This is a genomic window from Streptomyces sp. DF42, assembly GCF_058267695.1.
In genome coordinates this window covers 5,490,691-5,515,937 of record NZ_CM177859.1, presented here as the reverse complement: position 1 = coordinate 5,515,937, position 25,247 = coordinate 5,490,691, and the positions used below count along the sequence as shown (strand labels likewise).

General features: G+C 70.7%; 24 protein-coding genes and 3 pseudogenes. 13 read left to right on the top strand and 14 right to left on the bottom strand.

The genetic code is table 11. The annotated features are described in order from the left end of the window. Nucleotides 1-69 precede the first annotated feature (69 nt). The 4 genes from hpt to dacB all read right to left on the bottom strand — a co-directional run bounded on the left by hpt (nucleotide 70) and on the right by dacB (nucleotide 4,867). Complete coding sequence (hpt, locus tag ACYUED_RS25225) at nucleotides 70-630, bottom strand: hypoxanthine phosphoribosyltransferase (RefSeq protein WP_491294426.1); 561 nt, start codon at nucleotides 628-630, stop codon at nucleotides 70-72. Between the two features lie 52 nt (nucleotides 631-682). Continuing rightward, nucleotides 683-1,726: a tRNA lysidine(34) synthetase TilS gene (tilS, locus tag ACYUED_RS25220; protein WP_491285275.1), complete on the bottom strand. Its 1,044-nt coding sequence runs from the start codon at nucleotides 1,724-1,726 to the stop codon at nucleotides 683-685. Between the two features lie 212 nt (nucleotides 1,727-1,938). Next, nucleotides 1,939-3,063: a zinc-dependent metalloprotease gene (locus ACYUED_RS25215; protein ID WP_491285273.1), complete on the bottom strand. Its 1,125-nt coding sequence runs from the start codon at nucleotides 3,061-3,063 to the stop codon at nucleotides 1,939-1,941. Between the two features lie 91 nt (nucleotides 3,064-3,154). Continuing rightward, a complete protein-coding gene (gene dacB / locus ACYUED_RS25210) occupies nucleotides 3,155-4,867 on the bottom strand; it encodes a D-alanyl-D-alanine carboxypeptidase/D-alanyl-D-alanine endopeptidase (RefSeq protein WP_491285271.1) in 1,713 nt (570 codons plus the stop codon). Nucleotides 4,868-4,946: 79 nt separating this feature from the next. Here dacB and ACYUED_RS25205 point away from each other — a divergent pair, with 79 nt between their 5' ends. Then, nucleotides 4,947-5,438, top strand: coding sequence for an inorganic diphosphatase (locus ACYUED_RS25205; protein WP_266518949.1), 492 nt, complete (start codon nucleotides 4,947-4,949; stop codon nucleotides 5,436-5,438). Between the two features lie 150 nt (nucleotides 5,439-5,588). Beyond that, nucleotides 5,589-7,259 (top strand): threonine/serine exporter family protein, encoded by a 1,671-nt coding sequence (locus ACYUED_RS25200; protein ID WP_491285269.1) that lies wholly within the window; start codon nucleotides 5,589-5,591, stop codon nucleotides 7,257-7,259. A gap of 57 nt (nucleotides 7,260-7,316) precedes the next feature. Here the strand turns inward: ACYUED_RS25200 and ACYUED_RS25195 are convergent, their stop codons facing one another. Then, nucleotides 7,317-8,228: a DedA family protein gene (locus tag ACYUED_RS25195; protein ID WP_491285267.1), complete on the bottom strand. Its 912-nt coding sequence runs from the start codon at nucleotides 8,226-8,228 to the stop codon at nucleotides 7,317-7,319. A gap of 141 nt (nucleotides 8,229-8,369) precedes the next feature. On the opposite strand from ACYUED_RS25195, the gene ACYUED_RS25190 reads away from it, so the two are divergent. Further along, nucleotides 8,370-8,735 (top strand): YbjQ family protein, encoded by a 366-nt coding sequence (locus ACYUED_RS25190; protein ID WP_266518943.1) that lies wholly within the window; start codon nucleotides 8,370-8,372, stop codon nucleotides 8,733-8,735. An 18-nt stretch (nucleotides 8,736-8,753) separates the two neighbouring features. Here ACYUED_RS25190 and ACYUED_RS25185 read toward each other — a convergent pair whose 3' ends face one another. Beyond that, nucleotides 8,754-9,515, bottom strand: coding sequence for a MerR family transcriptional regulator (locus tag ACYUED_RS25185; RefSeq protein WP_491285265.1), 762 nt, complete (start codon nucleotides 9,513-9,515; stop codon nucleotides 8,754-8,756). Between the two features lie 229 nt (nucleotides 9,516-9,744). On the opposite strand from ACYUED_RS25185, the pseudogene ACYUED_RS25180 reads away from it, so the two are divergent. Continuing rightward, nucleotides 9,745-10,486: pseudogene (locus ACYUED_RS25180) on the top strand (chloride channel protein); the annotation flags it as partial. Nucleotides 10,487-10,522: 36 nt separating this feature from the next. Further along, nucleotides 10,523-11,923 carry a glutamate decarboxylase gene (gene gad / locus ACYUED_RS25175; RefSeq protein WP_491294425.1) on the top strand — a complete coding sequence of 467 codons (1,401 nt, stop codon included), beginning with the start codon at nucleotides 10,523-10,525 and terminating at the stop codon, nucleotides 11,921-11,923. 4 nt (nucleotides 11,924-11,927) lie between these two features. Here the strand turns inward: gad and ACYUED_RS25170 are convergent. From ACYUED_RS25170 to ACYUED_RS25145, 6 genes and pseudogenes are all read right to left on the bottom strand, one after another. Beyond that, nucleotides 11,928-12,706 (bottom strand): annotated as a pseudogene (locus tag ACYUED_RS25170) (ABC transporter permease). Beyond that, the gene (locus ACYUED_RS25165) at nucleotides 12,703-13,680 is read right to left on the bottom strand and encodes an ATP-binding cassette domain-containing protein (protein ID WP_491285263.1); all 978 of its coding nucleotides are present in this window, start codon (nucleotides 13,678-13,680) and stop codon (nucleotides 12,703-12,705) included. Before ACYUED_RS25165 ends, ACYUED_RS25170 begins: the two are co-directional and overlap by 4 nt. Nucleotides 13,681-13,752: 72 nt before the next feature. Next, nucleotides 13,753-14,394 (bottom strand): PadR family transcriptional regulator, encoded by a 642-nt coding sequence (locus ACYUED_RS25160; protein WP_491285261.1) that lies wholly within the window; start codon nucleotides 14,392-14,394, stop codon nucleotides 13,753-13,755. Between the two features lie 28 nt (nucleotides 14,395-14,422). Next, complete coding sequence (locus ACYUED_RS25155; RefSeq protein WP_491285260.1) at nucleotides 14,423-14,959, bottom strand: DinB family protein; 537 nt, start codon at nucleotides 14,957-14,959, stop codon at nucleotides 14,423-14,425. A gap of 140 nt (nucleotides 14,960-15,099) precedes the next feature. Beyond that, entirely contained in the window at nucleotides 15,100-16,560 is a 1,461-nt protein-coding gene (locus ACYUED_RS25150; protein WP_491285258.1) for an aldehyde dehydrogenase family protein, read from the bottom strand. A gap of 110 nt (nucleotides 16,561-16,670) precedes the next feature. Then, the gene (locus ACYUED_RS25145; protein WP_491294424.1) at nucleotides 16,671-17,507 is read right to left on the bottom strand and encodes a Sco1979 family transcriptional regulator; all 837 of its coding nucleotides are present in this window, start codon (nucleotides 17,505-17,507) and stop codon (nucleotides 16,671-16,673) included. A gap of 321 nt (nucleotides 17,508-17,828) precedes the next feature. On the opposite strand from ACYUED_RS25145, the gene ACYUED_RS25140 reads away from it, so the two are divergent. Next, nucleotides 17,829-18,344, top strand: a complete 516-nt coding sequence (locus ACYUED_RS25140; protein WP_491285257.1) for an ATP-binding protein — start codon at nucleotides 17,829-17,831, stop codon at nucleotides 18,342-18,344. Between the two features lie 122 nt (nucleotides 18,345-18,466). Here the strand turns inward: ACYUED_RS25140 and ACYUED_RS25135 are convergent, their stop codons facing one another. Beyond that, nucleotides 18,467-18,685, bottom strand: coding sequence for a DUF397 domain-containing protein (locus tag ACYUED_RS25135; protein ID WP_266520520.1), 219 nt, complete (start codon nucleotides 18,683-18,685; stop codon nucleotides 18,467-18,469). Nucleotides 18,686-19,084: 399 nt separating this feature from the next. Between ACYUED_RS25135 and rpmB the strand changes: the two are divergent. The 4 genes and pseudogenes from rpmB to ACYUED_RS25115 form a co-directional block, all read left to right on the top strand. Further along, a pseudogene (rpmB, locus tag ACYUED_RS25130) lies at nucleotides 19,085-19,312 on the top strand (50S ribosomal protein L28); the annotation flags it as partial. Between the two features lie 9 nt (nucleotides 19,313-19,321). Then, nucleotides 19,322-19,627, top strand: coding sequence for a 30S ribosomal protein S14 (gene rpsN / locus ACYUED_RS25125; RefSeq protein WP_491294422.1), 306 nt, complete (start codon nucleotides 19,322-19,324; stop codon nucleotides 19,625-19,627). Nucleotides 19,628-19,740: 113 nt separating this feature from the next. Further along, a complete protein-coding gene (locus ACYUED_RS25120) occupies nucleotides 19,741-20,265 on the top strand; it encodes a hypothetical protein (protein ID WP_491285256.1) in 525 nt (174 codons plus the stop codon). Between the two features lie 106 nt (nucleotides 20,266-20,371). Beyond that, nucleotides 20,372-20,920 (top strand): DUF4232 domain-containing protein, encoded by a 549-nt coding sequence (locus ACYUED_RS25115; RefSeq protein WP_491285254.1) that lies wholly within the window; start codon nucleotides 20,372-20,374, stop codon nucleotides 20,918-20,920. A 47-nt stretch (nucleotides 20,921-20,967) separates the two neighbouring features. On the opposite strand, the gene ACYUED_RS25110 is transcribed toward ACYUED_RS25115, so the two are convergent. Next, a complete protein-coding gene (locus ACYUED_RS25110; RefSeq protein ID WP_491285252.1) occupies nucleotides 20,968-22,122 on the bottom strand; it encodes a DUF2786 domain-containing protein in 1,155 nt (384 codons plus the stop codon). 53 nt (nucleotides 22,123-22,175) lie between these two features. Between ACYUED_RS25110 and ACYUED_RS25105 the strand changes: the two genes are divergently transcribed. The 3 genes from ACYUED_RS25105 to ACYUED_RS25095 all read left to right on the top strand — a co-directional run bounded on the left by ACYUED_RS25105 (nucleotide 22,176) and on the right by ACYUED_RS25095 (nucleotide 25,014). Continuing rightward, nucleotides 22,176-22,478 carry a 30S ribosomal protein S14 gene (locus tag ACYUED_RS25105; protein ID WP_491294421.1) on the top strand — a complete coding sequence of 101 codons (303 nt, stop codon included), beginning with the start codon at nucleotides 22,176-22,178 and terminating at the stop codon, nucleotides 22,476-22,478. Nucleotides 22,479-22,539: 61 nt separating this feature from the next. Continuing rightward, nucleotides 22,540-23,271, top strand: a complete 732-nt coding sequence (locus tag ACYUED_RS25100) for a Clp protease N-terminal domain-containing protein (protein WP_491285250.1) — start codon at nucleotides 22,540-22,542, stop codon at nucleotides 23,269-23,271. Between the two features lie 51 nt (nucleotides 23,272-23,322). Next, entirely contained in the window at nucleotides 23,323-25,014 is a 1,692-nt protein-coding gene (locus ACYUED_RS25095) for a bifunctional 3'-5' exonuclease/DNA polymerase (RefSeq protein ID WP_491285248.1), read from the top strand. The last annotated feature ends 233 nt before the right edge of the window (nucleotides 25,015-25,247 follow it).

The window sequence follows — 25,247 nt, the reverse complement described above, 5'->3', positions numbered from 1 at the left end:
GTCTGCATGCTCCAACGGCGCGAAACCTGCTGGGGTTCCCGATCGTCCTACAAAGAAGGCACTGCTGGCTCAGCCGCCGTAGACGTGGGGCGCGAGCGTACCGACGAACGGGAGGTTGCGGTACTTCTCGGCGTAGTCGAGGCCGTAACCCACGACGAACTCGTTCGGGATGTCGAAGCCGACCCACTCCACCTCGATCGCGACCTTGGCGGCGTCCGGCTTGCGCAGCAGCGTGCACACCTTGAGCGACTCCGGCTCGCGGGAGCCGAGGTTGGACAGCAGCCAGGACAGCGTCAGGCCGGAGTCGATGATGTCCTCGACGATCAGGACGTGCCTGCCCTTGATGTCGGTGTCGAGGTCCTTGAGGATCCGCACCACACCGGAGGACTGGGTGCCCGCGCCGTACGACGACACGGCCATCCAGTCCATGGTGACGGGGGTGGACAGCGCCCGGGCGAGGTCGGCCATGACCATCACGGCGCCCTTGAGCACACCGACGATGAGCAGGTCCTTGCCCGCGTACTCCGCGTCGATCTTCGCGGCGAGCTCTGCCAGCTTCGCGTCGATCTCTTCCTTGGTGATGAGCACCTCTTTGAGGTCGGTGCCCATGTCTTTCGCGTCCACCCGCATCACTTTCGGTCGTCCCACCGGCCGCCCAGCACCCCCCGAAGGGGGCAAGGTTTCAGCCTTGCCGAATCACCAGTCTGCCACCCTGGCGCTGCGCGACGACTTTGCCCGGGAGATTGATGGCTCCCTGGCCGCGCCAGCCGGTGATCAGCCGGTCGACTTCCTCGATGTGACGGGCGAACAGCGAACCGGCGGGCGCCCCGGCCTGGATGGCGGCCCTGCGCAGGATGCGACGGCGCACGGCGGGCGGCAGGGCGAAGAGCTTGGCGCACTCCAGCAGCCCTGTGGCGTCGCGCACAGTGGCATCGGCCTGGCCGGCCCATGCGTCGAGGGCGTCGGCGTCGTCGCGGGAGAGCTGGGCGGTGCGGGCGAGAGCCTCCACGACTCCCTTGCCGAGCGCCTTCTCCAGGGCGGGCAGGCCTTCGTGGCGCAGCCGGGAGCGGGTGTACGCGGGATCCGCGTTGTGGGGGTCGTCCCAGACGGGGAGCGACTGGACCATGCAGGCCTTGCGGGCGGTCTGCCGGTCGAGCTGGAGGAAGGGGCGCCGGTAACGGCCGTCGGCCCCCGAGACCGCGGCCATTCCGGACAGGGAGCGGATGCCGGAGCCGCGGGCGAGGCCGAGCAGGACGGTCTCGGCCTGGTCGTCGCGGGTGTGGCCGAGCAGGACCGCGGTGGCGCCGTGACGCAGGGCCGCGGCGTCGAGGGCGGCGTACCGGGCGTCACGCGCGGCGGCTTCGGGCCCCCCTGCGCGGCCGACGGTCACGGCGACGGAGTCGACCGGGTCGAGGCCGAGTTGGCGCAGCCGCAGTCCGACTTCCTCGGCTCGCAGGTCGGAGCCGGGCTGCAGGCCGTGGTCGACGGTGACGCCGCCGGCGCGGATGCCGAGTTTGGGTGCCTCGAACGCGAGGGCGGAGGCGAGGGCCATGGAGTCGGCGCCGCCGGAGCACGCCACGAGCACGAGCGGCGAGGGCCGGCGCTCGTGCGGGGTCTGCTCGACGAGCCCGGGGGCCCTGGAGGTCGTCTTTTGGTCGTTGAGGAGGTCGTGCAGGACGTGGCGGACCGCCAGGCGTATCGCCGCGACCGCAGGATGGGGACCCATGTCCGGTTCCCTTCATGAAGTTGTCGGGGGGTGAGCCCGGGGTCGGTCACTCAGAGTGTGTAGATGGTGACAGAACCGGGGCGTTCCCCGAGCATCGCACGCCTACCCATCGCTCACGGTCCCTCGGACGGGTGATCTGAGGGGCGTTCGCCTGCCGTCGGCCGGATTCGTTTCACGACCTTCCTACGGCGTTCACCACTCGCCTACGGCGTTCACGACTCGGGCTTGCGGTGCACCCGCGCGACCCAGTCCGCCGGTTTGGCGATCTCCGACTTCGTCGGGAGGGTGTTCGGGGACGTCCACACGCGGTTGAAGCCGTCCATGCCCACCTCGTCCACGACCGCCCGTACGAAACGCTCGCCGTCGCGGTACTGCCTGAGTTTGGCGTCCAGGCCCAGCAGCTTGCGCAGGGCCGTGTCCAGTCGCGAGGCACCCTTCGCCCGGCGCTGCTGGAACTTCTCGCGGATTTCGGCGACGCTCGGCACGACATCCGGACCGACGCCGTCCATCACGAAGTCGGCGTGGCCCTCCAGGAGCGACATCACGGCCGTGAGGCGTCCGAGGATCTCCCGCTGCGCCGGGGTCTGCACGATCTCCACGAAGGAGCGCCCGCCGTCGTCCTCCTCGGCCTCGGGGCGTCCGCCGGCGAGGGACTGGGCGGCTTCGCGGATGCGCTCCAGGACGGTCATGGGGTCGACGTCGGTCTCCCCCAAGAAAGACTGGATTTCGCCCTCCAGGTGGTCGCGCAGCCAGGGCACCGCGCTGAACTGCGTGCGGTGCGTCTCCTCGTGCAGGCAGACCCACAGGCGGAAGTCGTGAGGCTCGACGTCGAGTTCACGCTCCACGTGCACGATGTTCGGGGCGACGAGGAGCAGCCGGCCGCCGCCTTTCTCCCCGGCGGGGAGTTCGCGGGTGGCGGGGGCGAAGGTCTCGTACTGGCCGAGGACCCGGGAGGCCAGGAACGACAGCAGCATTCCCAGTTCGACGCCGGTGACCTTGCCACCGACGGCGCCGAGGACCGCGCCGCCGGGGGTGTTGCCGCGCCGTTCCTGCATCTTGTCCAGAAGCGGCTTGAGGATTTCCCGGAAGCCGGCGACGTTCGCCCGGACCCAGCCGGGGCGGTCGACGACGAGGACCGGGGTGTCGTGGGTCTCCTCCGTGCCCATACGGGTGAAGCCCCGGACGTGTCCCTCCGCGGACTTGGCATGCCTGCGCAGTTCCGCGACGACGGCCCGGGCCTCGTCGCGGCTCACGTCGGGGCCCGGCCGCACGAGCCGGGTCGCGGTCGCGACCGCGAGATTCCAGTCGACCATCTCGGCACCACCGATGCTCGTCATGCGTCAACGGTACGTGAGCGTTCCCACTTGGGGCAGGCCGCAGAGGTCGACTGCGGCCTGCGTCGGTCGGCGGGGCGACTTCCCGCGGCGGTCACCCGCAGCCGCACGCCGCCAGAGCGGTGGCCGTTCTGTCCAACGCGGACTGGGCCGCCCCCGCACTGGTCGTGTCCGTCGCCAGGAACGCGAACGCCAGCAGGCGGCCGTCCTGGTCGACCACCGTTCCCGCCAGCGTGTTCACACCCGTCAGGGTGCCCGTCTTCGCCCGTACGACTCCTGCCGCGCCGTCGGCGTAGCGGGTGGTCAGGGTGCCGGTGAAGCCGGCCACCGGAAGGCCCGTCAGGACCGGCCGGAGTTCGGGGTGGGAGGGATCGCCCGCCTTCACCAGCAGGGCCGTGAGCAGGTCGGCCGTCAGTCTGTCGTCCCGGTTGAGGCCGCTGCCGTCGTGGAACTCGGCGCCCTTGAGGGGGAGTTCGAGCCTCTTCAGAGCGCCGGCGATCGCGGACGCACCGCCGGCGAAGCTCGCGGGCTTCCCCGTCGCGACGGCCGTCTGGCGGGCTAGGGCCTCGGCGATGTCGTTGTCGCTGTTGGTCAGCATGCGCTCGACCAGGGCCGAGAGCGGGGGTGAGGTGACGGTCGCGAGGTTCTCGGCCCGGGTCGTCGCCTTGGACGGGCCGGGGGACGTGGTCGTGATGCCGCGCTTCCCGAGGAACGTGGCGAAGTTCCGGGCCGCGTCCGCCGCCGGGTCCGTCACGCGCTTGGCGGGGCCGCTCGTCGAGTCGTTGATGCGGCCTTCGTCGGCCATCAGGGCACTCACGGGCGCGAGGTTGCCGTCGACGCCGATGGGGTGCAGCGCGGGGCCCGCGAACAGGGTGGTGTCGTAGGAGAGCGTCACCGACCGCACATCGCGCTTCTTCAGCGCCTTCGCCGTTTTGTCGGCCAGGTCCCGGAGGCTCGCCCAGCCCTCTCCGCTCCCGGCTTCGCCCTGGCCGGAGGTGTCCCCGCCCGTCTTGCGGGCCGTCAGGGTCGGGTCGCCGCCGCCGACCAGGACGAGTTCCCCGGTGTCGGGCTCCAGGTCCGCGCGGGTGGTCAGGCGGTGGTCGGCGCCCATCGCCGAGAGGGCGGCGACCGCGGTGGCGATCTTGGTGGTGGAGGCGGGGGTCAGGGCCTCGTCGGCGCCGGTGCCGTAGAGGCGCTTGCCGCTGGCGATGTCGACGACCGCGCCGGCGTGGCGGGAGCCGAGCGCCGTGTTCCCCAGCAGCGGCCCCAGGACGTCGGAGAGGGCGGGACCGGTCGGGGCCGACTTGACGGCGTTGGTGGCGCCACCCAGGCCGGTCAGGACGGAGGCGGCGCTGGGGGCGGATCGGGGTGCCCCGGCCGCCGTGCCGGATGAATCAGACGTATCGGAATTGCGGCCGTGATCTCCGCCACCCGTTCGTTCCAGGGCAACTGCGCGGTCCGCCTCGGCCGTACGCTGACCGGTGGAGTCCCAGGGGCCGACGGCGGTCGCCACGGTGACGGCCAGCGCCACACCGGCGGTGGCGGCGCCCGCGGTGTACTGCCAGGTCCCCACGGACTTCGTCCGTGTGTTCCGGCTGAGCTGCTTCCGTGCGGGCCACGCCCGCGCGAGCTGCGGTTTCGCCGCGGCCGCGGCCCGTTCGAGGCCCGGTCGTACGGCGTTCGCGGCTCGTTCGAGCTGCGGGCGTACGGTCCCGGCGGCCCGTGCCAGATGCGGTCGGACGGCGTTCGCCGCCCGCGCCACATGCGGTCTCGCGGCCCGCCAAGGCCTCAGCTCAGGCACGACCACCAGCCCCTTTCGCGATCACACACCTGCGTGAGGGACACTTAACCATCAGAACTATGTGTTGATCATGGAGGAGCCACCGGTGGAGTTCGACGTCACGATCGAGATCCCGAAGGGTTCGCGGAACAAGTACGAGGTGGACCACGAGACCGGTCGGATCCGCCTGGACCGTCGACTCTTCACCTCGACCGCCTACCCGACCGACTACGGCTTCGTCGAGAACACCCTCGGCGAGGACGGTGACCCGCTGGACGCGCTGGTCATCCTGGACGAGCCGACGTTCCCCGGCTGCCTGATCAAGTGCCGCGCGATCGGCATGTTCCGGATGACGGACGAGGCCGGCGGCGACGACAAGCTGCTGTGCGTGCCGGCGACGGACCCGCGCCAGGAGCACCTGCGTGACATCCACCACGTGTCGGAGTTCGACCGCCTGGAGATCCAGCACTTCTTCGAGGTCTACAAGGACCTGGAGCCGGGCAAGTCCGTCGAGGGCGCCAACTGGGTGGGCCGTACGGACGCCGAGATCGAGATCGAGCGCTCCTACAAGCGGTTCAAGGAGACGGGCGGCCACTGAGCTCTGAGTCGTGCACCGGGCCGTACGCGCACGCGTGCGGCCCGTCGCCCGACCACCGCCCCTCAACGAGACGCTACGCGTCGCCCCTTCTCGACTTTCTGTGCGCATACTGGGCGTTGCTGCACGCGTCGTACAGGGAGCGTTACTCAAGTGACGGAGGCGGAGGACCGCAAGCCGCAGTCGGACGAGGTCAGAGGCACGTTCGACCCCGAGATCACATCCGAGTTCGCCATTCCCGCGGGCTTCGCCGCCCCCAGGGTCGTCGCCGAACCGGAGACCACGTCCGAGTTCGCCGTCCCCGACGGGCTGGACGTCCCGCAGTCGTCGGCCGCCGATGCCGAGGGTTCCGCGTTCAGTACGCCGAACACCTACAGCTCCAGGCTCGCCCCGGCCGCGTTCACGCCGGCGTCCGGCATACCGGTGGTCAGCCTCACCAAGGACCTGCCCTGGCAGGACCGGATGCGCACGATGCTGCGGATGCCGGTGGCCGAGCGGCCCGCGCCGGAGCCGGTGCCGAAGGCGGAGGAGGGCGGTCCGGCCGTCCCGCGCGTGCTCGACCTGACCCTGCGTATCGGCGAGTTGCTGCTGGCCGGCGGTGAGGGCGCCGAGGACGTGGAGGCCGCGATGTTCGCGGTGTGCCGCTCCTACGGGCTGGACCGCTGTGAGCCGAACGTCACCTTCACACTGCTGGCGATCTCGTACCAGCCGTCCCTGGTGGACGACCCCGTGTCGGCGTCCAGGACGGTGCGGCGCCGGGCCACCGACTACACGCGGCTGGCGGCCGTGTTCCACCTGGTGGACGACCTCAGCGACGCGGAGACCCACCTCTCGCTTGAGGAGGCCTACCGGCGGCTCGCGGAGATCCGCCGCAACCGGCATCCCTACCCCGGCTGGGTGCTGACCGGGGCGGGCGGGCTGCTCGCGGGCGCCGCCTCCGTGCTGGTCGGCGGTGACGTGAGCGTGTTCCTCGCGGCCATGCTGGGCGCGATGCTCGGCGACCGGCTGGCCTGGCTGTGTGCGGGGCGCGGGCTGCCGGAGTTCTACCAGTTCACGGTCGCCGCGATGCCGCCCGCGGCCATCGGGGTCGCGCTGACCGCCGCCCACGCCGACGTCAAGGCGTCCGCCGTCATCACCGGTGGGCTGTTCGCGCTGCTGCCGGGGCGGGCGCTGGTGGCGGGCGTCCAGGACGGGCTGACCGGCTTCTACATCACCGCGTCGGCGCGGCTGCTGGAGGTCATGTACCTGTTCGTCGGCATCGTCGTCGGTGTGCTCGTGGTCCTGTACTTCGGGGTGAACCTGGGGGCCAATCTCAACCCCGACGTGGCCCTGAGCATCGACCCGCGGCCCGGGTGGCAGATCGGTGCGTCGATGCTTCTGTCGTTGACGTTCGCCGTGCTGTTGCAGCAGGAACGGTCCACCGTGCTGTGGGTGACGTTGAACGGTGGCGTCGCCTGGTCGGTGTACGGCGCGCTGCACTACACCGGCGGGATCTCGCCGGTCGCCTCCACGGCCGTGGCGGCGGGGCTGGTCGGCCTGTTCGGGCAGCTGCTGTCGCGGTACCGGTTCGCTTCCGCGCTGCCGTTCACGACTGCGGCGATCGGGCCCCTGCTGCCGGGTTCCGCCACCTACTTCGGCCTGTTGTCGATCGCCCAGAACGAGGTCGACAAGGGGCTGGTCTCCTTGGCCACGGCCGCGTCCCTCGCCATGGCCATCGCCATCGGGGTCAATCTCGGGTCGGAGATCTCGCGGCTGTTCCTGCGGATTCCCGGCGGGGCTTCAGCGGCGGGACGGCGGGCTGCGAAACGGACCCGGGGATTCTGAGCGCCTGGGCGGCGGCCCCGCATGTCGACACAGCCCCACGCCCCCCGAGGGGCGCTTTCAGTAACCCTGGTTGTACGGGTACTGCTGGTTCTGCTGGTCGCCGTACTGGCCCTGCTGGTCGCCGTACTGGCCCTGCTGGTACGTCTGCTGCGGGTACTGCTGGGCGTAGTGCTGGTTCGGGTCGTACGGCTGCGGCTGCTGCTGCCGCGGCGGCGGCGGCTGCTGCTGGTACTGCTGGTGGTAGCCCTGGTCGTCGGCCGGCGGGATGCGGCGCAGCTGGGTCGTCGCGTCGTCCATGACGGGCGCGGCCTGCTGGTGCCGGGCCGGAGCGGGTGCCCCGGGGTCCTTCCTGGCCTTGGAGCGGGCGCGCAGGAACTCGATGACGATCGGGATCACCGAGATGAGGACGATCAGGATGAGGATCGCCTCAATGTTCTTGTTGACGAAGTCGATCTTGCCGAGCCAGGAGCCGAGCAGGGTGACACCGGCGCCCCACAGGACGCCTCCGATGACGTTGAAGGTCAGGAACGAGCGGTACTTCATGCCGCTGACGCCGGCGATGATCGGCGTGAACGTGCGCACCACGGGTACGAAGCGGGCCAGGACCAGGGACTTGGGGCCGTACTTCTCGAAGAACTCGTGGGCCTTGACCACGTTCTCCTGCTTGAAGAGGCGGGAGTCGGGCCGGTTGAAGAGCGAGGGGCCGACCTTCTTGCCGAACATGTAGCCCGCCTGGTCGCCCAGGATCGCGGCGACGCAGATCAGGGCGATGGCGGCCCACAGCGGGAAGTTCAGCTGGTCGGTCGTGATCAGCAGGCCGGTGGTGAACAGCAGCGAGTCGCCCGGCAGGAAGAAGCCGATGAGCAGGCCCGACTCCGCGAAGACGATGAGGAGCAGACCCCAGATGCCGAACGTGTCCAGGAGGTGGTTCGGATCCAGCCAGCTCGGGCCGAGGGCAAGCGTCGTCACGGTTCCGGGCTCCTGAGGGGTGGAGGAAGGTACAGCGTCCTTGTACGGGCGCCCAAAGCTATCAACGCAGGGTGTCCGCCCCAGGTTCCACGGGTGTCCCCAGGATGCACTGTGCGCCGACTGGCACGAAGCTGTGGGGCTATGGGCATCGATGAATACGGCGGCGGTCAGGGCCCTCAGCCCGACGTGCTGGTCGTGACGACGAACGACGTACCCGGACACCGCGTTCAGGAGGTCCTCGGCGAGGTCTTCGGCCTGACGGTGCGCTCCCGGCATCTGGGGAGCCAGATCGGCGCGGGACTGAAGTCGATGATCGGCGGTGAACTCAAGGGGCTCACCAAGACACTGGTGCAGACCCGAAACCAGGCCATGGAGCGGCTCGTCGAGCAGGCACGCGCGCGTGGGGCCAACGCGGTGCTGATGTTCCGCTTCGACGTGACCGAGGCCGCGGACCTGGGCACCGAGGTGTGCGCGTACGGGACCGCGGTGGTCCTGGCCCGGGAGTAGGACGCCCGGGCCAGGACGCTACGCGCTACGGCGGGACGCGTTCGCCTCGATCGCGTCCCTGAGGTGCTCGGCGAGCCCGGGGTGCATGGCGTCGTAGAACGCCTTGAAGCGCTCGTCGGAGACGTACATGCCGCCGAGGCAGCGGTGCATCTCGTACGGGCACTCGTAGAACCACCTGCTGATGTGCTGCCGGTGTTCCTCGGCCAGGTCCGTCGCGGCCTCGCCGGCCGGCGGCTCACCGGCGGCCACCAGGGCGGCGTAACGCTCGCTCCAGGAGTCGACCTCGGCCTGCAGTCGCTTCCAGTCCTCCTTGGTGTAGGTGGCCGCGCGGCGCTGTGACTCGGCGTACGCCTCCGTGCCGCCCCAGCGCTGTTCCGCCTCCTCCGCGTACTGCTCGGGGTCCTTGTCGCCGAAGACCTCGAACCTCTCCTCGGGTGTCAGGTTGATGCCCATCGTGCGTGCCTCCATGGCGTGCTCCACGGCCGCCGCCATCTTCTGCAGCCTCTCGATCCGGGCGGTCAGCAGCTCGTGCTGGCGGCGCAGGTGCGCGCGCGGGTCCGCGGCCGGGTCGTCGAGCAGGGCGGCGACCTCGTCGAGCGGGAAGCCGAGCTCCCGGTAGAACAGGATCTGCTGCAGCCGGTCGAGGTCGGCGTCGCTGTAGCGCCGGTGGCCCGCGTGGCTGCGCTCGCTCGGGACGAGCAGGCCGATGTCGTCGTAATGGTGCAGCGTGCGCACCGTGACGCCGGCGAAGCCCGCGACCTGTCCGACGGAGTAGCTCACTTCGTCCGCTCCTTTCTTGTGACGCACTCCACGGTGGGGCCTCACGTGACGTGAGGTGCAAGTCCGATTTCCGGAGCAATCCGTTCCAGATGTAGCGCCCCTTTTGTCCGCTTATGGTGGGCCGGTGGCTCACGACACCACGCAGCAGGCGCCCGCCGCCCCCGCGGCACCGGCACGCGCGTTGCCGCCGTTGATCCTGCCCGCTCTCGTGGCGGGCGTGGGCGCGAGCTTCTCCGAGGCGCCGGCCGGGCGGCAGCTGAAGGGGCTGGTGTGGGACCACGTGTTCGGTCCGCTGGTGGCCGTCGGGGCGGGCGCCCTGACGGCCACCCTGGTGGCGGAGCCGAGCTTCGACCTGCACCCGCCCCCGATGGGCCGACCCGGCTGGGGCGATCTGCCGGCCGCGCTGGTGATCGCCACGCCGGCGGCGGCGCTCGGTAGGTGCGCGGCCTGCGCCTTCCAGCCGGTCCACGGCGTCTTCCGGCGCCTCAGGCACCCGACGGTGGCGCTTCCCGGCCGACCGGCTCGTCCTGGGGCTGCCGGGCGCCCTGAGAGGGCATCCGACGCGCCTCAAGGGGCTGGACGAGATCGCGGAGCCGGCGCGTGATCCGGACGGCTGGTCGGCGGGCGGGGTTCGCCCCGATGGCCGTGGTGAAACTGGCCACGCTGCTCGGCGCGGCGTCCTGCGGCTTCCGGGGCGGACGGATCTTCCCGGCGGTGTTCGTCGGCGCCGCCTCGGGGCTGGGCGCGCACGCCCTCTTACCGGCCGTTCACCCGGCGCTCGGTGTCGCCATGGGCGTACTGGGCACACTCCTCGCCGTCACCCGCCGGGCCTGGGTGAGCCTGTTCACGGCAGCGGTGCTGGTGTCCTCACCCTCGATCATCGCCGTGTTGCGCTTCGCCTCGCTGCCCGCCTGGCTGCTGGTGGCCGGCCGGCCCAGATGCAACTGCGTACCGACGGAACCCCGTTCCGCCGGCACCCGCTCTTCGAACGACAAGGAGACAAGGTCATGGCACTCCACAAGGGCCCCCAGAAGCGCGACGAGCGCCCGGTGTCGGTCAATCCCTTCTTCGGGGAGGCCAACCCGGTCGCCGGCATGACCGACGCGCCACCCAGGCACCGGCTCCCGGACGCGGCCATGCCTCCGATGACGGCGTATCAGCTGGTGCACGACGAGCTGATGCTGGACGGCAACGCACGGCTGAATCTCGCCACGTTCGTGACCACCTGGATGGAGCCGCAGGCCGGCGTCCTGATGGCGGAGTGCCGGGACAAGAACATGATCGACAAGGACGAGTACCCGCGCACCGCCGAGCTGGAGCAGCGGTGTGTGGCGATGCTCGCCGACCTGTGGAACGCGCCCGATCCGTCGACGGCAGTGGGCTGTTCGACGACCGGCTCCAGCGAGGCGTGCATGCTCGCCGGGATGGCGCTCAAGCGCCGCTGGAGCAAGCGGAACCCCACCCCGGGGGCGCGGCCCAACCTGGTGATGGGCGTCAACGTCCAGGTGTGCTGGGACAAGTTCTGCAACTTCTGGGAGGTGGAGGCCCGCCAGGTGCCCATGGACGGGGACCGCTTCCACCTCGATCCGCAGGCCGCCGCCGACCTGTGCGACGAGAACACCATCGGGGTCGTCGGCATCCTCGGCTCGACCTTCGACGGCTCCTACGAGCCCATCGCGGACCTGTGCGCGGCGCTCGACGCCCTCCAGGAGCGCACCGGCCTGGACATCCCGGTGCACGTGGACGGCGCGTCCGGCGGCATGGTCGCCCCCTTCCTCGACCCGGACGTGGTCTGGGACTTCCGCCTCCCGCGCGTGGCGTCCATCAACACCTCGGGGCACAAGTACGGACTGGTCTACCCGGGCGTCGGCTGGGCGCTGTGGCGTGACAAGGAGGCGCTGCCCGAGGACCTCGTCTTCCGCGTCAACTACCTGGGCGGCGACATGCCGACCTTCGCCCTCAACTTCTCGCGCCCCGGCGCCCAGGTCGTCGCGCAGTACTACACGTTCCTGCGACTGGGCCGCGAGGGCTTCCGGGCCGTGCAGCAGACGACGCGGGACGTGGCCGTGGGCATCGCCGAACGCGTCGAGGCGCTCGGCGACTTCCGGCTGCTGACCCGGGGCGAAGAACTGCCCGTCTTCGCCTTCACGACGGCCGAGGGCGTGGATTCGTACGACGTCTTCGACGTGTCCCGGCGGATGCGGGAGAGCGGCTGGCTGGTGCCCGCGTACACCTTCCCGCCGAACCGGCAGGACCTGTCCGTGCTGCGGGTGGTGTGCCGCAACGGCTTCTCGACGGACCTCGCCGACCTGTTCGTGGAGGACCTGACACGGCTGCTGCCGGAACTGCGCCGTCAGCCGTACCCGTTCACCGGGGACAAGGGCACGGCCACCGGCTTCCACCACTGACGCGCTATCGACCGAGGCGCGCGAACCGCCGCAGGGCGAGCGGGAAGAACACCGCCAGCAGCCCCAGCGGCCAGCAGACGGCCGCCCACACATGCCCCGGCTCCCCGCCGGGGCCGCCCAGCAGGTCCCGTACGGCCGTCGTGGTCTGGGACATCGGGTTCCACTCGACGACCGTGCCGAGCCAGCCGGGCATCGAGCCGGGCGTGGCGATCGCGTTGGAGAGGAAACCGACCGGCCAGACCAGGATCTGCACGGCCTGCACCAGCTCGGGCTTCCCGGCGACCAGGGCGAGCTGGATGCCGATCCACAGCATGGCGAACCGGAGGAGCAGCAACAGGCCCATCGCGCCCAGGAACGCGGCCGGGGAGCCGTGCACGCGCCAGCCGAGGGCGTGCCCGACACCGACGAGGACCGCGAGGCCGACGGCCGACGGCCGACGGCCGACTGGAGCATGTCGGCGGCCGAACGCCCCACCAGGATCGCGCCGTTGGCCATCGGCAGCGAGCGGAAGCGGTCCACGACACCCTTGTTGAGATCCTGGGTGACGTTGAGCATCGTGCCCTCCAGGCCGAAGGCCATGGTGAGCGCGAGCATGCCAGGCACCAGGTAGTCCACATAGCCGCCGGCCACTCCGCGTCCGCCGCCCATCAGGTACCCGAACATCAGCAGCAGCATCACGGGGAAGACCAGGCCGACGAGCACCTGCACGGGCTGCCGTGCCCAGTGGTCGAGTTCGCGGCGGGTCATGGTCCAGCAGTCGGTCAGTGCGTAGGCGCTGCTCATGCGGCGGCCTCCTTCGTGCGGTCGTCCCGCTGCACAGGTCCCGTCGGTCCCGTCAGGTGCAGGAACACCTCGTCGAGCGTGGGCCGGCGCAGACCGACGTCCTCGGCCTCGATACCGGCGTCCTCCAGGGCGCGTACGACGCCGGAGAGCGCCGCCATACGGTCGGTGACGGGGGCACTGAGCAGCCGGCGGTCCGGGTCGACCGAGATCTCGGCCTTCTCCACCGGCAACAGCGCGACCGCCGCGCCCAGTTGACCCGCGTCGCGCAGCACCACGTCGATGCGGTCGCCGCCGGTGGCCGCCTTGAGGGCGTCCGCCGTGCCGTCGGCGATCACCCGGCCGGCGTCGACAACCGAGATGCGGTCGGCGAGCTGGTCCGCCTCCTCCAGGTACTGGGTGGTGAGCAGGACCGTCGTACCGCCACCGGCCAGGGCGCGGACCGACGCCCACACCTCGGCGCGGCCGCGCGGATCGAGGCCGGTCGTCGGCTCGTCCAGGAACAGCACCTCCGGGTCCCTGATCAGCGAGGCGGCCAGATCCAGGCGGCGCCGCATGCCGCCGCTGTAGGCGCGCACCGGCTTGCGGCCGGTGTCGGTGAGGCCGAAGCGCTCCAGGAGTTCGCCGGCCCGCACGCGCGCGGGGCGGCCGCCCAGGTGGTACAGGCGGCCGAACATCTCCAGGTTCTGCCGGCCGCTCAGCTCCTCGTCGAGGGCCGCGTGCTGGCCGAGCAGGCCGATGCGCAGCCGCACCGCCCGGCCCTCGGCCATGACGTCGTGGCCGGCCACCTCGATGCGGCCCGCGTCGGGCGCGAGCAGGGTGGACAGGATGCGGACCAGGGTTGTCTTGCCCGCGCCGTTCGGGCCCAGGACTGCCTGCACCGTGCCGCGGGCGACGGTGAGGTCCAGCCCGTCCAGTGCGTGTTTCTCGCCGTACCTCTTGCGTGCTCCGTCGACGGTGATCGCCGCGTCGGCCACTGCCACTCCCTCGTTAGTCAAACTTGTCTACCGCTCGAAAGTAACGCCGCCGAGGCGATTGGTCAAACTTGATTAGTGGTCGTCCCCGGGATGGCGCTCCCCCGTGGCGTACGGGTTCTCGTCTCCCTCGGCCAGCACGCCGACGAACGGCTCGCCCTCCCCCGCGAACGTGTACGCCCCGCCCTCGATCCGGCCGATCAGCCCCTCGGTCCACGCGGCCTCGGCATCGGCCGTATGCACCCAGAGGTTCATGATCTCGCCGATGTGGCCGAGCTGTTCGGGGCCGCCCTCCGGCACGTAGTGCTCGGTGACGGCCCCTCGCCACTCCTCGCTGCGCCGGACCCGCTCCTTCAGCAGGGCCACCACCTCGGCACGCGGCAGGTCGACCATGAAGCCGATGGCCGCCGACTTCACGTCCATCTTCTGGTCGTAGGAGGTCAGCGCCTCGCGCAGCAGCCGGAGGAACTCCTCGGTACCCCAGTCGGTGATCTCGTACTCCGTGCGCGGCGGCCCGCCGGCCGTGGACGGCGCGATCTCGTGCGCGTGCAGCAACCCCTGCTTCGCCAGCTGCTTCAGGGCGTGGTAGATCGAGCCTGGCTTGGCGTTGGACCACTCGTGCGCCCCCCAGTACTCCAGGTCGCTCCGCACCTGGTAGCCGTGGGCCCGCCCGTGCTGGCGGACCGCGCCCAGCACGAGGAGACGGATAGTTGACATGCGGTCCAGGTTATGGCCTCGTACGGCCTCACTCTTCGGCGAGCGCCACCAGCTCGAACGCCGTCTTCCCGTCCAGGGACTCCCGGATGATGTCGGCGTGCCCGGCATGCCGGGCGGTCTCGCGGATCAGATGCAGGCACAGCCAGCGCATGGAGACGCGCCCCTCCGGCGGGAACCAGGGCTGGTCCGGGAGCGGGAAGGTGTCGTCCAGGCTCGGCACCGAGCGGATCCAGGCCTCGGTCTCGGCGGCGACCTTCTCCCAGTACGCGAGCTGCGACTCGACGGTCTCACCGTCGAGGAGCGCGAAGCACTCGTGCCAGTTCGACGGATCACGGTGCACGGCCGGCGACTCGCCCCGCGCGCGGGCCACCCAGCCCTGCTCGGTCTCCGCGACGTGCTTCACCAGACCCGCCAGGGACAGCTCACTGACGCTGGGGCGGGACGAGGCCTGCTCGTCCGTCAGCCCGAGCACCGCCCGGCGGATGCCGCCGCGCTGTTCCGCCAGGAAGGACAGCAGCGCCCCCCGCTCGTCGCCCCGCTCCTCGACCAGTACGTGAGTGACCATGACCGCCGCCTTTCGCCGGTGGCAGGAAGTCCGTCCCCCTGCCTGACACCGACGAAGCTACGGGCGATTTAGGTCAGACTCTGTCCTCAATGGCGCGCCGCGGTCACGAAGACCGGAAGATCACGAAGAACCAGTGGGCACTAGAACGGGAACCCGCTCCTGCCGTGCTGCACCGAGATCCACTTCAGGGTGGTGAAGGATTCGATGGTCGTCTCGCCGTTCAGCCGGCCCAGACCGGAGCTCTTCTCGCCGCCGAAGGGCACGAGGGGCTCGTCGTGCACGGTGCCGTCGTTCACGTGGAACATGCCGGTGTCGATCTGCTTGGCGAAGGCGACACCCCGCTCCACGTCGCCCGTGTGGACGGCGCCGCTCAGGCCGTACGGCGTGTCGTTGGCGAGGCGTACGGCCTCCTCCTCGCCGTCGAAGGGGATGAGGAAGACGACCGGGCCGAAGACCTCCTGCCGCAGCAGGGCCGAGTCGGCGGGGACGCCGGTGAGGACCGAGGGCTCGACCAGGTTGTCGGTGGTCGTGCCGCGCAGCAGGGCCGTCGCACCCTCGGCGACCGCCTGCTCGACGACACCCGAAAGAGCGTCCGCCTGCGAGGAGTTGATGACCGGGCCGATGACGGTCTGCGGGTCGCGCGGGTCGCCCGCCTTGAGGGTCTTCACCTTGGCGACGAACTTCTCCGTGAACTCGTCGGCGATCGCACGGTCGACCAGGACGCGGTTGGCGGCCATGCAGACCTGGCCCTGATGGACGTACCGGCTGAAGACCGCCGCGTCGACCGCGTAGTCGATGTCGGCGTCGTCGAGGACCACGATCGCGCTGTTGCCGCCGAGTTCGAGGACCGAGCGCTTGAAGTGCGAGGCGCAGACGGTGGCCACGTGGCGGCCGACCTTGTCGGAGCCGGTGAAGGAGATGACCTTCACGATCGGGTGCTCGATGAAGGCGTCGCCGATCTCCGCTATGTCCGTGATGACGACGTTGAGCAGACCGCCCGGGAGCCCCGCGTCCTCGAAGATCTTCGCGACCAGGGAGCCGCCGGTGATCGGGGTGTTCTGGTGGGGCTTGAGCACCACGCCGTTGCCGAGGGCCAGGGCCGGGGCGACCGACTTGATCGACAGCAGGAAGGGGAAGTTGAAGGGGCTGATGACGCCCACCACGCCGACCGGGACGCGGTAGAGGCGGTTCTCCTTGCCGTCCACCGGCGACGGGAGGATCTTGCCCTCGGGGCGCAGCGCCCACTGGATCGACTCGCGCAGGAACTCCTTGGCGAGGTGGAGTTCGAAGCCGGCCTTCAGACGGGTGCCACCGAGCTCGGCGATGATCAGCTCGGTGATCTCCTGCTCGCGCTCCTCGATCAGCCGCAGCGCCTTCTCGAACACCGCGCGGCGGGCGTACGGGTTGATCTTCGCCCACTGCTTCTGGGCGCGGGCCGCCGCCTGGTACGCATCGTCGACCTCGTCGACCGTGGCTATCGTGATCGACGCCAGCTTCTCGCCGTCGTACGGATTGAAGTCGATGATGTCCCAGGATCCCGTGCCCGGGCGCCACTCACCGTCGATGTACTGCTGAGCCAGGTCGGTGAAGTACGACGACATGTGATCCCCAAATCGCTAGCAGACACGATCAACGTCACGGTCTGATCACACGTCATCGTACGGGCGCCGCAAGCGGGTTGGGGACTGAGAGCGAAGTTGTGGGGAGAACCCTAGGAGAGCTGGAGGAGGCCTCGAAGAAGGTCGCGGCTCTCGTCCGGCCCGGGGCTGTCCTGCTGGAGCTCCTTCAGCGCCTTCTCGTACTGGCCGACGTCCTCTTGCTTGTCCAGATAGAGCGCACTGGTGAGCTGCTCCAGATAGACGACGTCCGACAGGTCGGACTCCGGGAAGCTGAGGATCGTGAACGCGCCGCTTTCGCCCGAGTGACCGCCGAAGCCGAACGGCATGATCTGCAGCCGTACGTTCGGTCGTGCCGAGATCTCGATCAGGTGCTGGAGCTGACCGCGCATCACCTCGCGGTCGCCGTACGGGCGGCGCAGGGCGGCCTCGTCCAGGATGACGTGGAAGTCGGGCGCATGCTCGGAGACGAGGTTCTTCTGCCGCTCCAGGCGCAGCTCCACACGCTTCTCGATGTCGGCGGGGCTCGCCCCCCTCATCCCTCGCCGCACGACCGCACGTGCATACGCCTCGGTCTGCAGCAGGCCGTGCACGAACTGCACCTCGTAGGCCCGGATCAGATGCGCCGCGCCCTCCAGGCCCACATAGGTGGGGAACCAGCTCGGCAGCACGTCCGAGTAACTGTGCCACCAGCCCGCGACGTTGGCCTCGCGGGCGAGGGACAGGAGCTGGGTGCGCTCCTGCTCGTCCGTGATGCCGTACAGCGTCAACAGGTCTTCGACATCACGCGTCTTGAAGCTCACCCGGCCCAGTTCCATCCGGCTGATCTTCGACTCGGACGCGCGGATCGAGTAGCCCGCCGCCTCGCGGGTGATGCCGCGCGCTTCGCGCAGCCGCCTGAGTTGCGAGCCGAGCAGCATACGCCGCACCACCGATCCGGGCTCTCCCACGCTCACGTTCGCCAGCCTCCCCACCGCCTTCAGGGGCCGAAGTCTGCCACTAAAACACTCCGAGCAGTACTCGTCCGATTACAGAGAAGAGAGGAAGTCGAAGATTCCGCCCAGGAAGCGGGAAGGAGTTGGGAAGGAGAGGGAGAGAAGATGGCGGAAAAAATGACCAAGAAGCGGTACGGGAACGTCCAATTCGGTCACGTGCACGTGCATCTGCACCTTGCATCTGCACCGCGCATCCGAAACCATGGTCCCGCGCAACCGCTGCATCGCAACGACCGCGAACACCGGGGAGTGCCTCGCATGGGGACGAATGGATCGACCATGCTCGAGCCGTTACGGCAGGGCCTTCCGCCGCTGGATCCCGCAGCCGTGTCCAACGCCGCATCCTGCGCCCTTCCCGCCCGCTACGAAGCAGTGCGCGAGGCAAGACGCTTCACCCGCAGAACCCTCGACCAGTGGGACACGGGCGACCGCTTCGACGATGTCTGTCTGGTGGTCTCCGAGCTGGTCACCAACTCCCTGCGGCACGGCCTGCCGGCGGGCAGCCTGTGTACGGCGGAGCAGACCCCGCCCGTGCGTCTGCACCTGATGCGCTGGACCGAGCGACTGGTGTGCGCGGTACGCGACCCGAGCCACGCGAGCCCGGTCGCCCGGAAGGCGGACGACTTCTCCGCCGAGTCGGGCCGCGGCCTGTTCCTCGTCGACTCCTTCGCCGACAGCTGGGGCTGGCACCCGATGGCCGGCACGCTCGGCGGCAAGGTCGTCTGGGCGCTGTTCCGGCTGCCGCACGCGTCTCAGCCGCTGCCCGCGCAATGACGAACCCCGGCGTCCACTGACGCCGGGGTTCTACGCGCGTTACGCCGCACAAGGCACCGATTGCCCCGAGTTGCCTCGGGCCCTGACTCGGGCTCGGGCCCTGACTCGGGCTCGGCCGAGCGTCAGCCCACCACGAGGTGGTCGAACTCGCCGTCCTTGACGCCCAGGAGCATCGCCTCGATCTCGGCGCGCGTGTAGACGAGCGCCGGACCTTCGGGGAAGCGCGAGTTGCGGACGGCCACGTCTCCGCCGGGCAGTCTGGCGAACTCCACGCAGGATCCCTGCGAGTTGCTGTGCAGGCTCTTCTGCCAGGCCACCCCGTTCAGCTCCGTGGCCGCCATGCCGTTGTACACGTCGTGGTCCACAGGTCGCTCCCCGGTGGTGCGGTGGCCTTGGGGCCATTGATGCAGCGGTCAACTGGTCCGGATCATAGCCGTGTTCACGTGCGGATGCGTGAGCAGATGCACGTGCACGAGGGGTGGTGCTGCGGTTACAGATGTGGCGCACGAGGCCTGACATGGTCGTACGCGCTTCTACATCCGCTCCAGCGTCTGCCCCGGCGCCCGCATCACATGCCGGGCCGCCCCCGTACGCACACTAGGAAGAGACGCACGCCGCGGCCTTCCTGTTCCCCCGTCCGCACATGTTCCGGTATTTCGGCCCGCCGGGCGCAGCGTTGCCGTGGGTTACTGAAAATGAATTCCATTAGCGACAGTGACTCCAGGAGAGGTACGACACCCATGTCCGCGCACTGCATGCTGACCGGCGCCCGGCCCGGCTTCGGCAACCGCATCTCCCGCTCCCACCGGCGGACGTCCCGCCGCTTCGACCCCAACATCTAGAGCAAGCGGTACTGGCTGCCGGGCGAGGGCCGGCACGTGCGGCTGCGGCTGAGCACGAAGGGGATCAGGACCGTGGACGCGATCGGCGTCGAGGCGGCCGTGGCGCGGATCCGTGCGCCGGGGGGTGCGGGTCTGATGGCCAAGCAGCGCAAGATCGCGAAGAACGAGCAGCGGCGGGAGATCGTCGCCCGGCACGCCGAGCGCCGCGCAGAGCTGAAGGAGACCATCCGGCGGCCGTCGTCGACGGAGGCCGAACGGCTCGCCGCCCAGCGGGAGTTGCGGCGCCAGCCGCGCGACGCCGGCCCGACGCGCGTACGCAACCGCGACCAGGTGGACGGACGGCCGCGCGGGTACTTCCGGGTCTTCGGGCTGTCGCGGGTGTCGCTGCGGGAACAGGCGCACGCCGGACATCTGCCGGGTGTGCGCAAGTCCTCCTGGTAAATCTCACAGGCGCTCCCCATGGGGCGGGCGGTCGCTGCTGGTAGCTTGCTGCGGGCGTTTCGGCCACGCGGCCGGGCGACCGGCCACCGCCCGCTACAGCTTGGGAGCTTCCAGTGACTTCGGCGACCTTCACGCGTCCCTCTCGCGCGGTGTCGCGCCGGCAGGTGCGGATCGCGGCGGCGGCCGCCGGGCTTGCGGGCGCGCTCGTACTGACCGCGTGCAGCGGCCGCGACTCCACGGACGACTCCTCGTCCAGCCCCTCCTCCTCCGCGGCCTCGACGGCGGACACGGGCGGTGGCACGGGCGGGGCGACGAGCGCGTCCGGCGACCTGCAGGGCAGCTGGCTCGCCACGACCGGTGGCAAGGCCGTGGCGCTGGTGATCACCGACAAGAAGGCCGGGCTCTTCTCGACCGGCGGGACCGTGTGCAGCGGGACCGCGGGCAAGGAAGCCAGCATGGAGATGATCCGCCTCACCTGCACGGACGGGAGCAAGGACCGGGCGACGGGGATGGTCGACTCCGTGTCCAAGGGCTCATTGAAGATCACCTGGTCGGGCAGTGTCGGCAAGGAGACGTACACCAAGTCGAAGGGCGGCGGCCTGCCGACGGGGCTGCCCACGGCGAGCCTCGGACAGTAGTCGAACAGTAGTCAGGCAGGGGCGGGCAACCGCCCCTGCGGGTGCGTGCGTGATGATCCATGCACGCGATCACCGGCGTCACGCCGCAGAGCATCAGAGGACCCATATGCGCGCCACCCCGATCACCGTCGCCGCCCTCGCCGCGGCCCTGCTGCTGACCGCTTGCGACGACAACGGCGGTGACGGCGGCACGAGCAGCGACGCGAGCAAGAGCGGCACGAGCGAGAGCAAGGCCGGTGACGCCTGCACGCTCGACGGCGTCGGCGTGCAGGTTGCCGCGAGCGCGGCCCCGGGCGCCGGGGACTCCGGCAATGTCACCGTCACGATCACCAACCGCGGCTCCAAGTGCACCCTGAACGGCTTCCCGGGTGTCGGCCTCCACGCCGGCGACGACTCCAGCACCGTCCCTGCCGACAAGGCCGCCAAGGCCCAGAAGCTGACCCTCGCCAAGGACGCGACCGCCTCCTTCACCATCGCCTACGTCCGGGGCGAGGCCGGCGGAAGCAAGAGCCTCGCGGTGAAGACCGTGACGTTCACCCTGCCCGGCTCCAGCGCCGCCCACAGCTTCAAGTGGTCCTACGGCGACGTCGCTCTCAAGGGCGGCGCGAGCAGCCCGAACGCCTCGGTGACCGCCTTCCAGCAGGCCGGCGACTGACGCCCGTACCTCTCACGCCCGTACGTCTTCACGGAAGCCGTGGGTATTCACGGAAGCCGTGGCCGGGGGCCCACTTGCGCCCGGTCCGCGGCCTGCGCGCCCTCGGTCCAGCCTGCGGCATCGCTCACCCCGCGCAGGCGGGACGTGGTCGTCTGCGGGAACATGCGGTCCGTGTGCGCGGTGACCGCGACCTCGCGGGAGGCCAGCACCGGGAGCAGGTCGTCGGTCACCTGCGTCTCGGCCGCCGCAGCCAGGCGCGTGCCTATCCGGTGGGCGTAGGCCGCGAGGAAGGACTGCCGGAAGGTCTTGGTGCGTCTGCGGCCGCCCGCCCGCTGGGCCGTCTCCGCCTTCGTCATGGCCGTCGTGGCCTGCACGAGGAGCGAGGTGTACAGGAGCTCGACCACTTCCAGGTCCGCCTCGAAGCCGACGACGGTGGAGAAGCCCAGCGGCTCGTTCCACACGGCCCGGCAGTGGTTCGCGGTGGCCACCGCATCCAGCAGCACCGCCTTCGCCTGCTCGTACGGCGCCTCGACGCCGATCCGGCACGCTCCGGGGGTGTCGGGGGACGGCGCCCGGGCGGCGAGCAGCGCCTCGTCGATGCTGTGCCGGGCCATCAGCTCCTGCGCCTTCGCGGACAGTGCCTCCGCCTCCTGGGGGAAGCCGGTCGCCTCCGCCTTGGCGAGCAGTGCGCGGATACGGGTGAGCATGCGCGACTCGGATCCCGGACCGGCGTCGGCACCGGCACCGGACTGCCGCGTGGGCTCGTCGAGGGGTTCGAGGGCCGGCAGGCGCAGCAGCAGGCGGTACAGCTCCAGGACGGTCGTCGCGTGCGTGAAGCGGTCGGTGCGCGGTGGCGGGCCTACGGCCTCGGCTTCGGCCGCTTCGGCGGTGAGCTCGTCCAGCTGCGCGGTCCAGCGGGTGCCGCGCGGGCGGTCGTCGGGCCTCTGCGCGCGGATCAGCGCCGACGCCAGGCGTACGTGTACGTCCTCCAGCTCGCGCCGCACCATCCGGACGAGGTCGGCGGGCTGCCAGCCGCGCCGCCATGCCGTCGCCACGAACTCCCGGCCGCGGTCGGTGAGTTCTTCGTCGGCTGCCGGGTGCGCGGCCAGCAGGGAGGCGCCCGCGTCGAGGGCGGTGTCGGTCTCGGCGTACAGGGCGGCCCGGAAGGCGCTTTCGACGGTGCTGGAGGCAGTGCTGCTCACTCGTCGATCGTGCCACGAGGCACTGACATTGAAGCGGGGCCGGCCGGTCGCGGATCGGGGCCTCGCCCACCTGCCCGCGGGATCAGCGCCTCGGAGCGGGCGAAAGGGGATTCGCCCGGCACGCCGTGCGCCGCGCCGAGCTGAAGGAGACCATCCGGCGGCCGTCGTCGACGGAGGCCGAACGGCTCACCGCCCAGCGGGAGTTGCGGCGCCGGCGGCGAGGAGCGGCATCCGACTGGACTGGTCGGCCTGACGTCGCGTTCTCCCGGGCTGGTCTCGCTCCCCGCGATTCGGGCAGCGTTCGGCGTGGCCTGCGCGGTGTTCGTGCGGCAACCGAGGCAGCGGCACGCGCGTGAGGCGGTAACTGTTGTCAACCGAGGGTTGACACCCCTAGCCCTGTCAACCTAGGGTTGACACATGTCGACGAATCCGACCACGTCGTCCGTACGTCTCGACGACCTCATCGCAGCCATCAAGAAGGTTCACTCCGAACCCCTCGACCAACTCCAGGACGCGGTCATCGCCGCCGATCACCTCGGTGAAGTGGCCGACCACCTGATCGGTCACTTCGTGGACCAGGCCCGGCGGTCCGGCGCCTCCTGGACGGACATCGGCCAGAGCATGGGCGTCACCCGGCAGGCCGCGCAGAAGCGGTTCGTGCCCAAGGAGTCGACCGCCCTCGACCCGAACCAGGGCTTCGGCCGCTACACGCCGCGCGCCCGCAACGTGGTGATGACCGCCCACAACCAGGCCAAGACCACCGGCAACACCGAGGTCCTGCCCGCGCATCTGGCCCTCGGCCTGCTCGCCGAACCGGAGGGCCTGGCCGCCAAGGCGATCGTCCAGCAGGGCGTCTCCCTCGACTCCGTGCGCGAGGCGGCGGCCGCCACGCTCCCGCCGGCCGCCGAGGAGGTCCCGGAGCTCGTCCCGTACGCCTCCGACGCCAAGAAGGTCCTGGAACTCACCTTCCGCGAGGCCCTGCGCCTCGGGCACAACTACGTCGGCACCGAGCACATCCTGCTGGCCCTGCTGGAGTTCGAGAATGGGTCCGGAGTGCTGGCCGGCCTCGGTCTGGCGAAGGAACCGGTGGAGACCGATCTCGCCAAGGCGCTCGCGGGCTATCTGAAGATCCCGGGCGAGGAGGGCTGAGGCCGCCGCCTGCGGAGGCCGTTGTCAGACCCCCCTGCGACACTCGCCGTCATGACCGATCGCTGGGCGCTCGCTCCGGCCGAGGACGGTGGCGTGGAGATCGCCCCCCTCGGTCCGGACGGGCTGCTCGCCGGACCGGTCCGCTGGGAGCCCGACCTCGCCACGGCCGTGCGGGTGCGGCCCGAGGTCGCGCGCTGGGTGTGGCGTTCCACCGCAGAGGTCTATCCGCGCCTGCTCGCCACGGGGGTGCGGGTGGAGCGGTGCTACGACATCGAGGACGCCGAGACCCTCCTGCTCGGCCACGAGGGACGGTACGGGGAGCCCCACTCGGCGGCGGCCGCCCTGGCCCGGCTGCGCGGTGGCCCCGTACCGCCCGACCCGCCGCAGCGCTCCGCCGAGCCCGGCGCGCAGTCCCCGCTCTTCGAACCGCAGACCGTCCATGTGCCGCTGCCCGACCTGGCCGAGGTGTATGCCGAGCAGCAGCGCCGGCACGACGCCACCGCGCACCCCGACCGGATGCGGCTGCTGACCGCGGCCGAGTCGGCGGGCATGCTGATCGCCGCCGAGATGAACCGGGCGGGACTGCCGTGGAGCGCCGACGTGCACCGCCGGCTGCTGAACGAACTCCTCGGCGAGCGGTACGCGGGCGGTGGCGAGCCCCGCCGCCTCGCCGAACTGGCCGACGAGGTGTCCACCGCCTTCGGGCGCCGCGTCCGGCCGGATCTGCCCGCCGACGTCATCAAGGCGTTCGCGCGGGCCGGGATCAAGGTCAGGTCGACCCGGCGCTGGGAGATCGAGTCCGTAGACCACCCGGCTGTGAAGCCGCTGCTGGAGTACAAGAAGCTGTACCGGATCTGGGTCGCTCACGGCTGGTCCTGGCTGCAGGACTGGGTGCGCGACGGCCGGTTCAGACCCGAGTTCCTCGCGGGCGGGACCGTCACGGGCAGGTGGGTCACCAACGGTGGGGGCGCGCTGCAGATCCCCAAGGTGATCCGGCGGGCCGCCGTCGCCGACCCCGGCTGGCGGCTCGTCGTCGCGGACGCCGATCAGATGGAGCCACGTGTACTCGCGGCGATCTCCCGCGACCCGGGGCTCATGGAGGTGGCCGGCCGCGAGAGCGACCTCTACCAGTCCGTCTCCGACCGGGCCTTCTCCGGCGACCGAGCCCAGGCCAAGCTCGCCGTACTGGGCGCGGTCTACGGCCAGACCTCCGGCGACGGCCTGAAGAACCTCGCCGCGCTCAGACGCCGCTTCCCCAGGGCGGTGGCGTACGTCGACGACGCGGCGCGCGCGGGCGAGGAGGGACGGCTCGTGCGGACCTGGCTGGGGCGGACCTGCCCGCCCGCCGCCGGGGCGGGCGACGAAGCGGCGGAGGAGGCGGGCATCCCGCAGGACGAACCGGCCGAGACCCCCGCCGGGACCGACTGGGTGCCGGGCTACGCCTCCACCAACGCCCGCGCCCGCGGCCGCTTCGCCCGCAACTTCGTCGTCCAGGGCAGCGCTGCCGACTGGGCCCTGCTGCTGCTCGCCGCACTGCGCCAGGCCTGCGCGGACATGGCGGCCGAGCTGGTCTTCTTCCAGCACGACGAGGTGATCGTGCACTGCCCCGAGCGGGAGGCGGAGGCAGTGGTGACGGCGATCCGGGAGGCGGCTGAGCTGGCGGGGCGACTGACCTTCGGGGAGACGCCGGTACGGTTCCCGTTCACCACGGCGGTGGTGGAGTGCTATGCCGACGCGAAGTGAGCGGTACGCGGTCGCGGTACGCGGTGAGCGGTGGGGGTCGGCCCGGCGGGAGGCGGGAGTCGGCCCGGCAGACGACGACGGGAGGCAACCGGCGGACGACGACGGGAGTCGGCCCCGCAGACAACGGGTGGCGGCCCCGCAGACAACGGGTGGCGGCGGCAGACCGGATGGCGGCAGACGACGACGGCTGCAGACCGGCAGACGACGGCGGGCGGCGGACGACAGACGGCAGG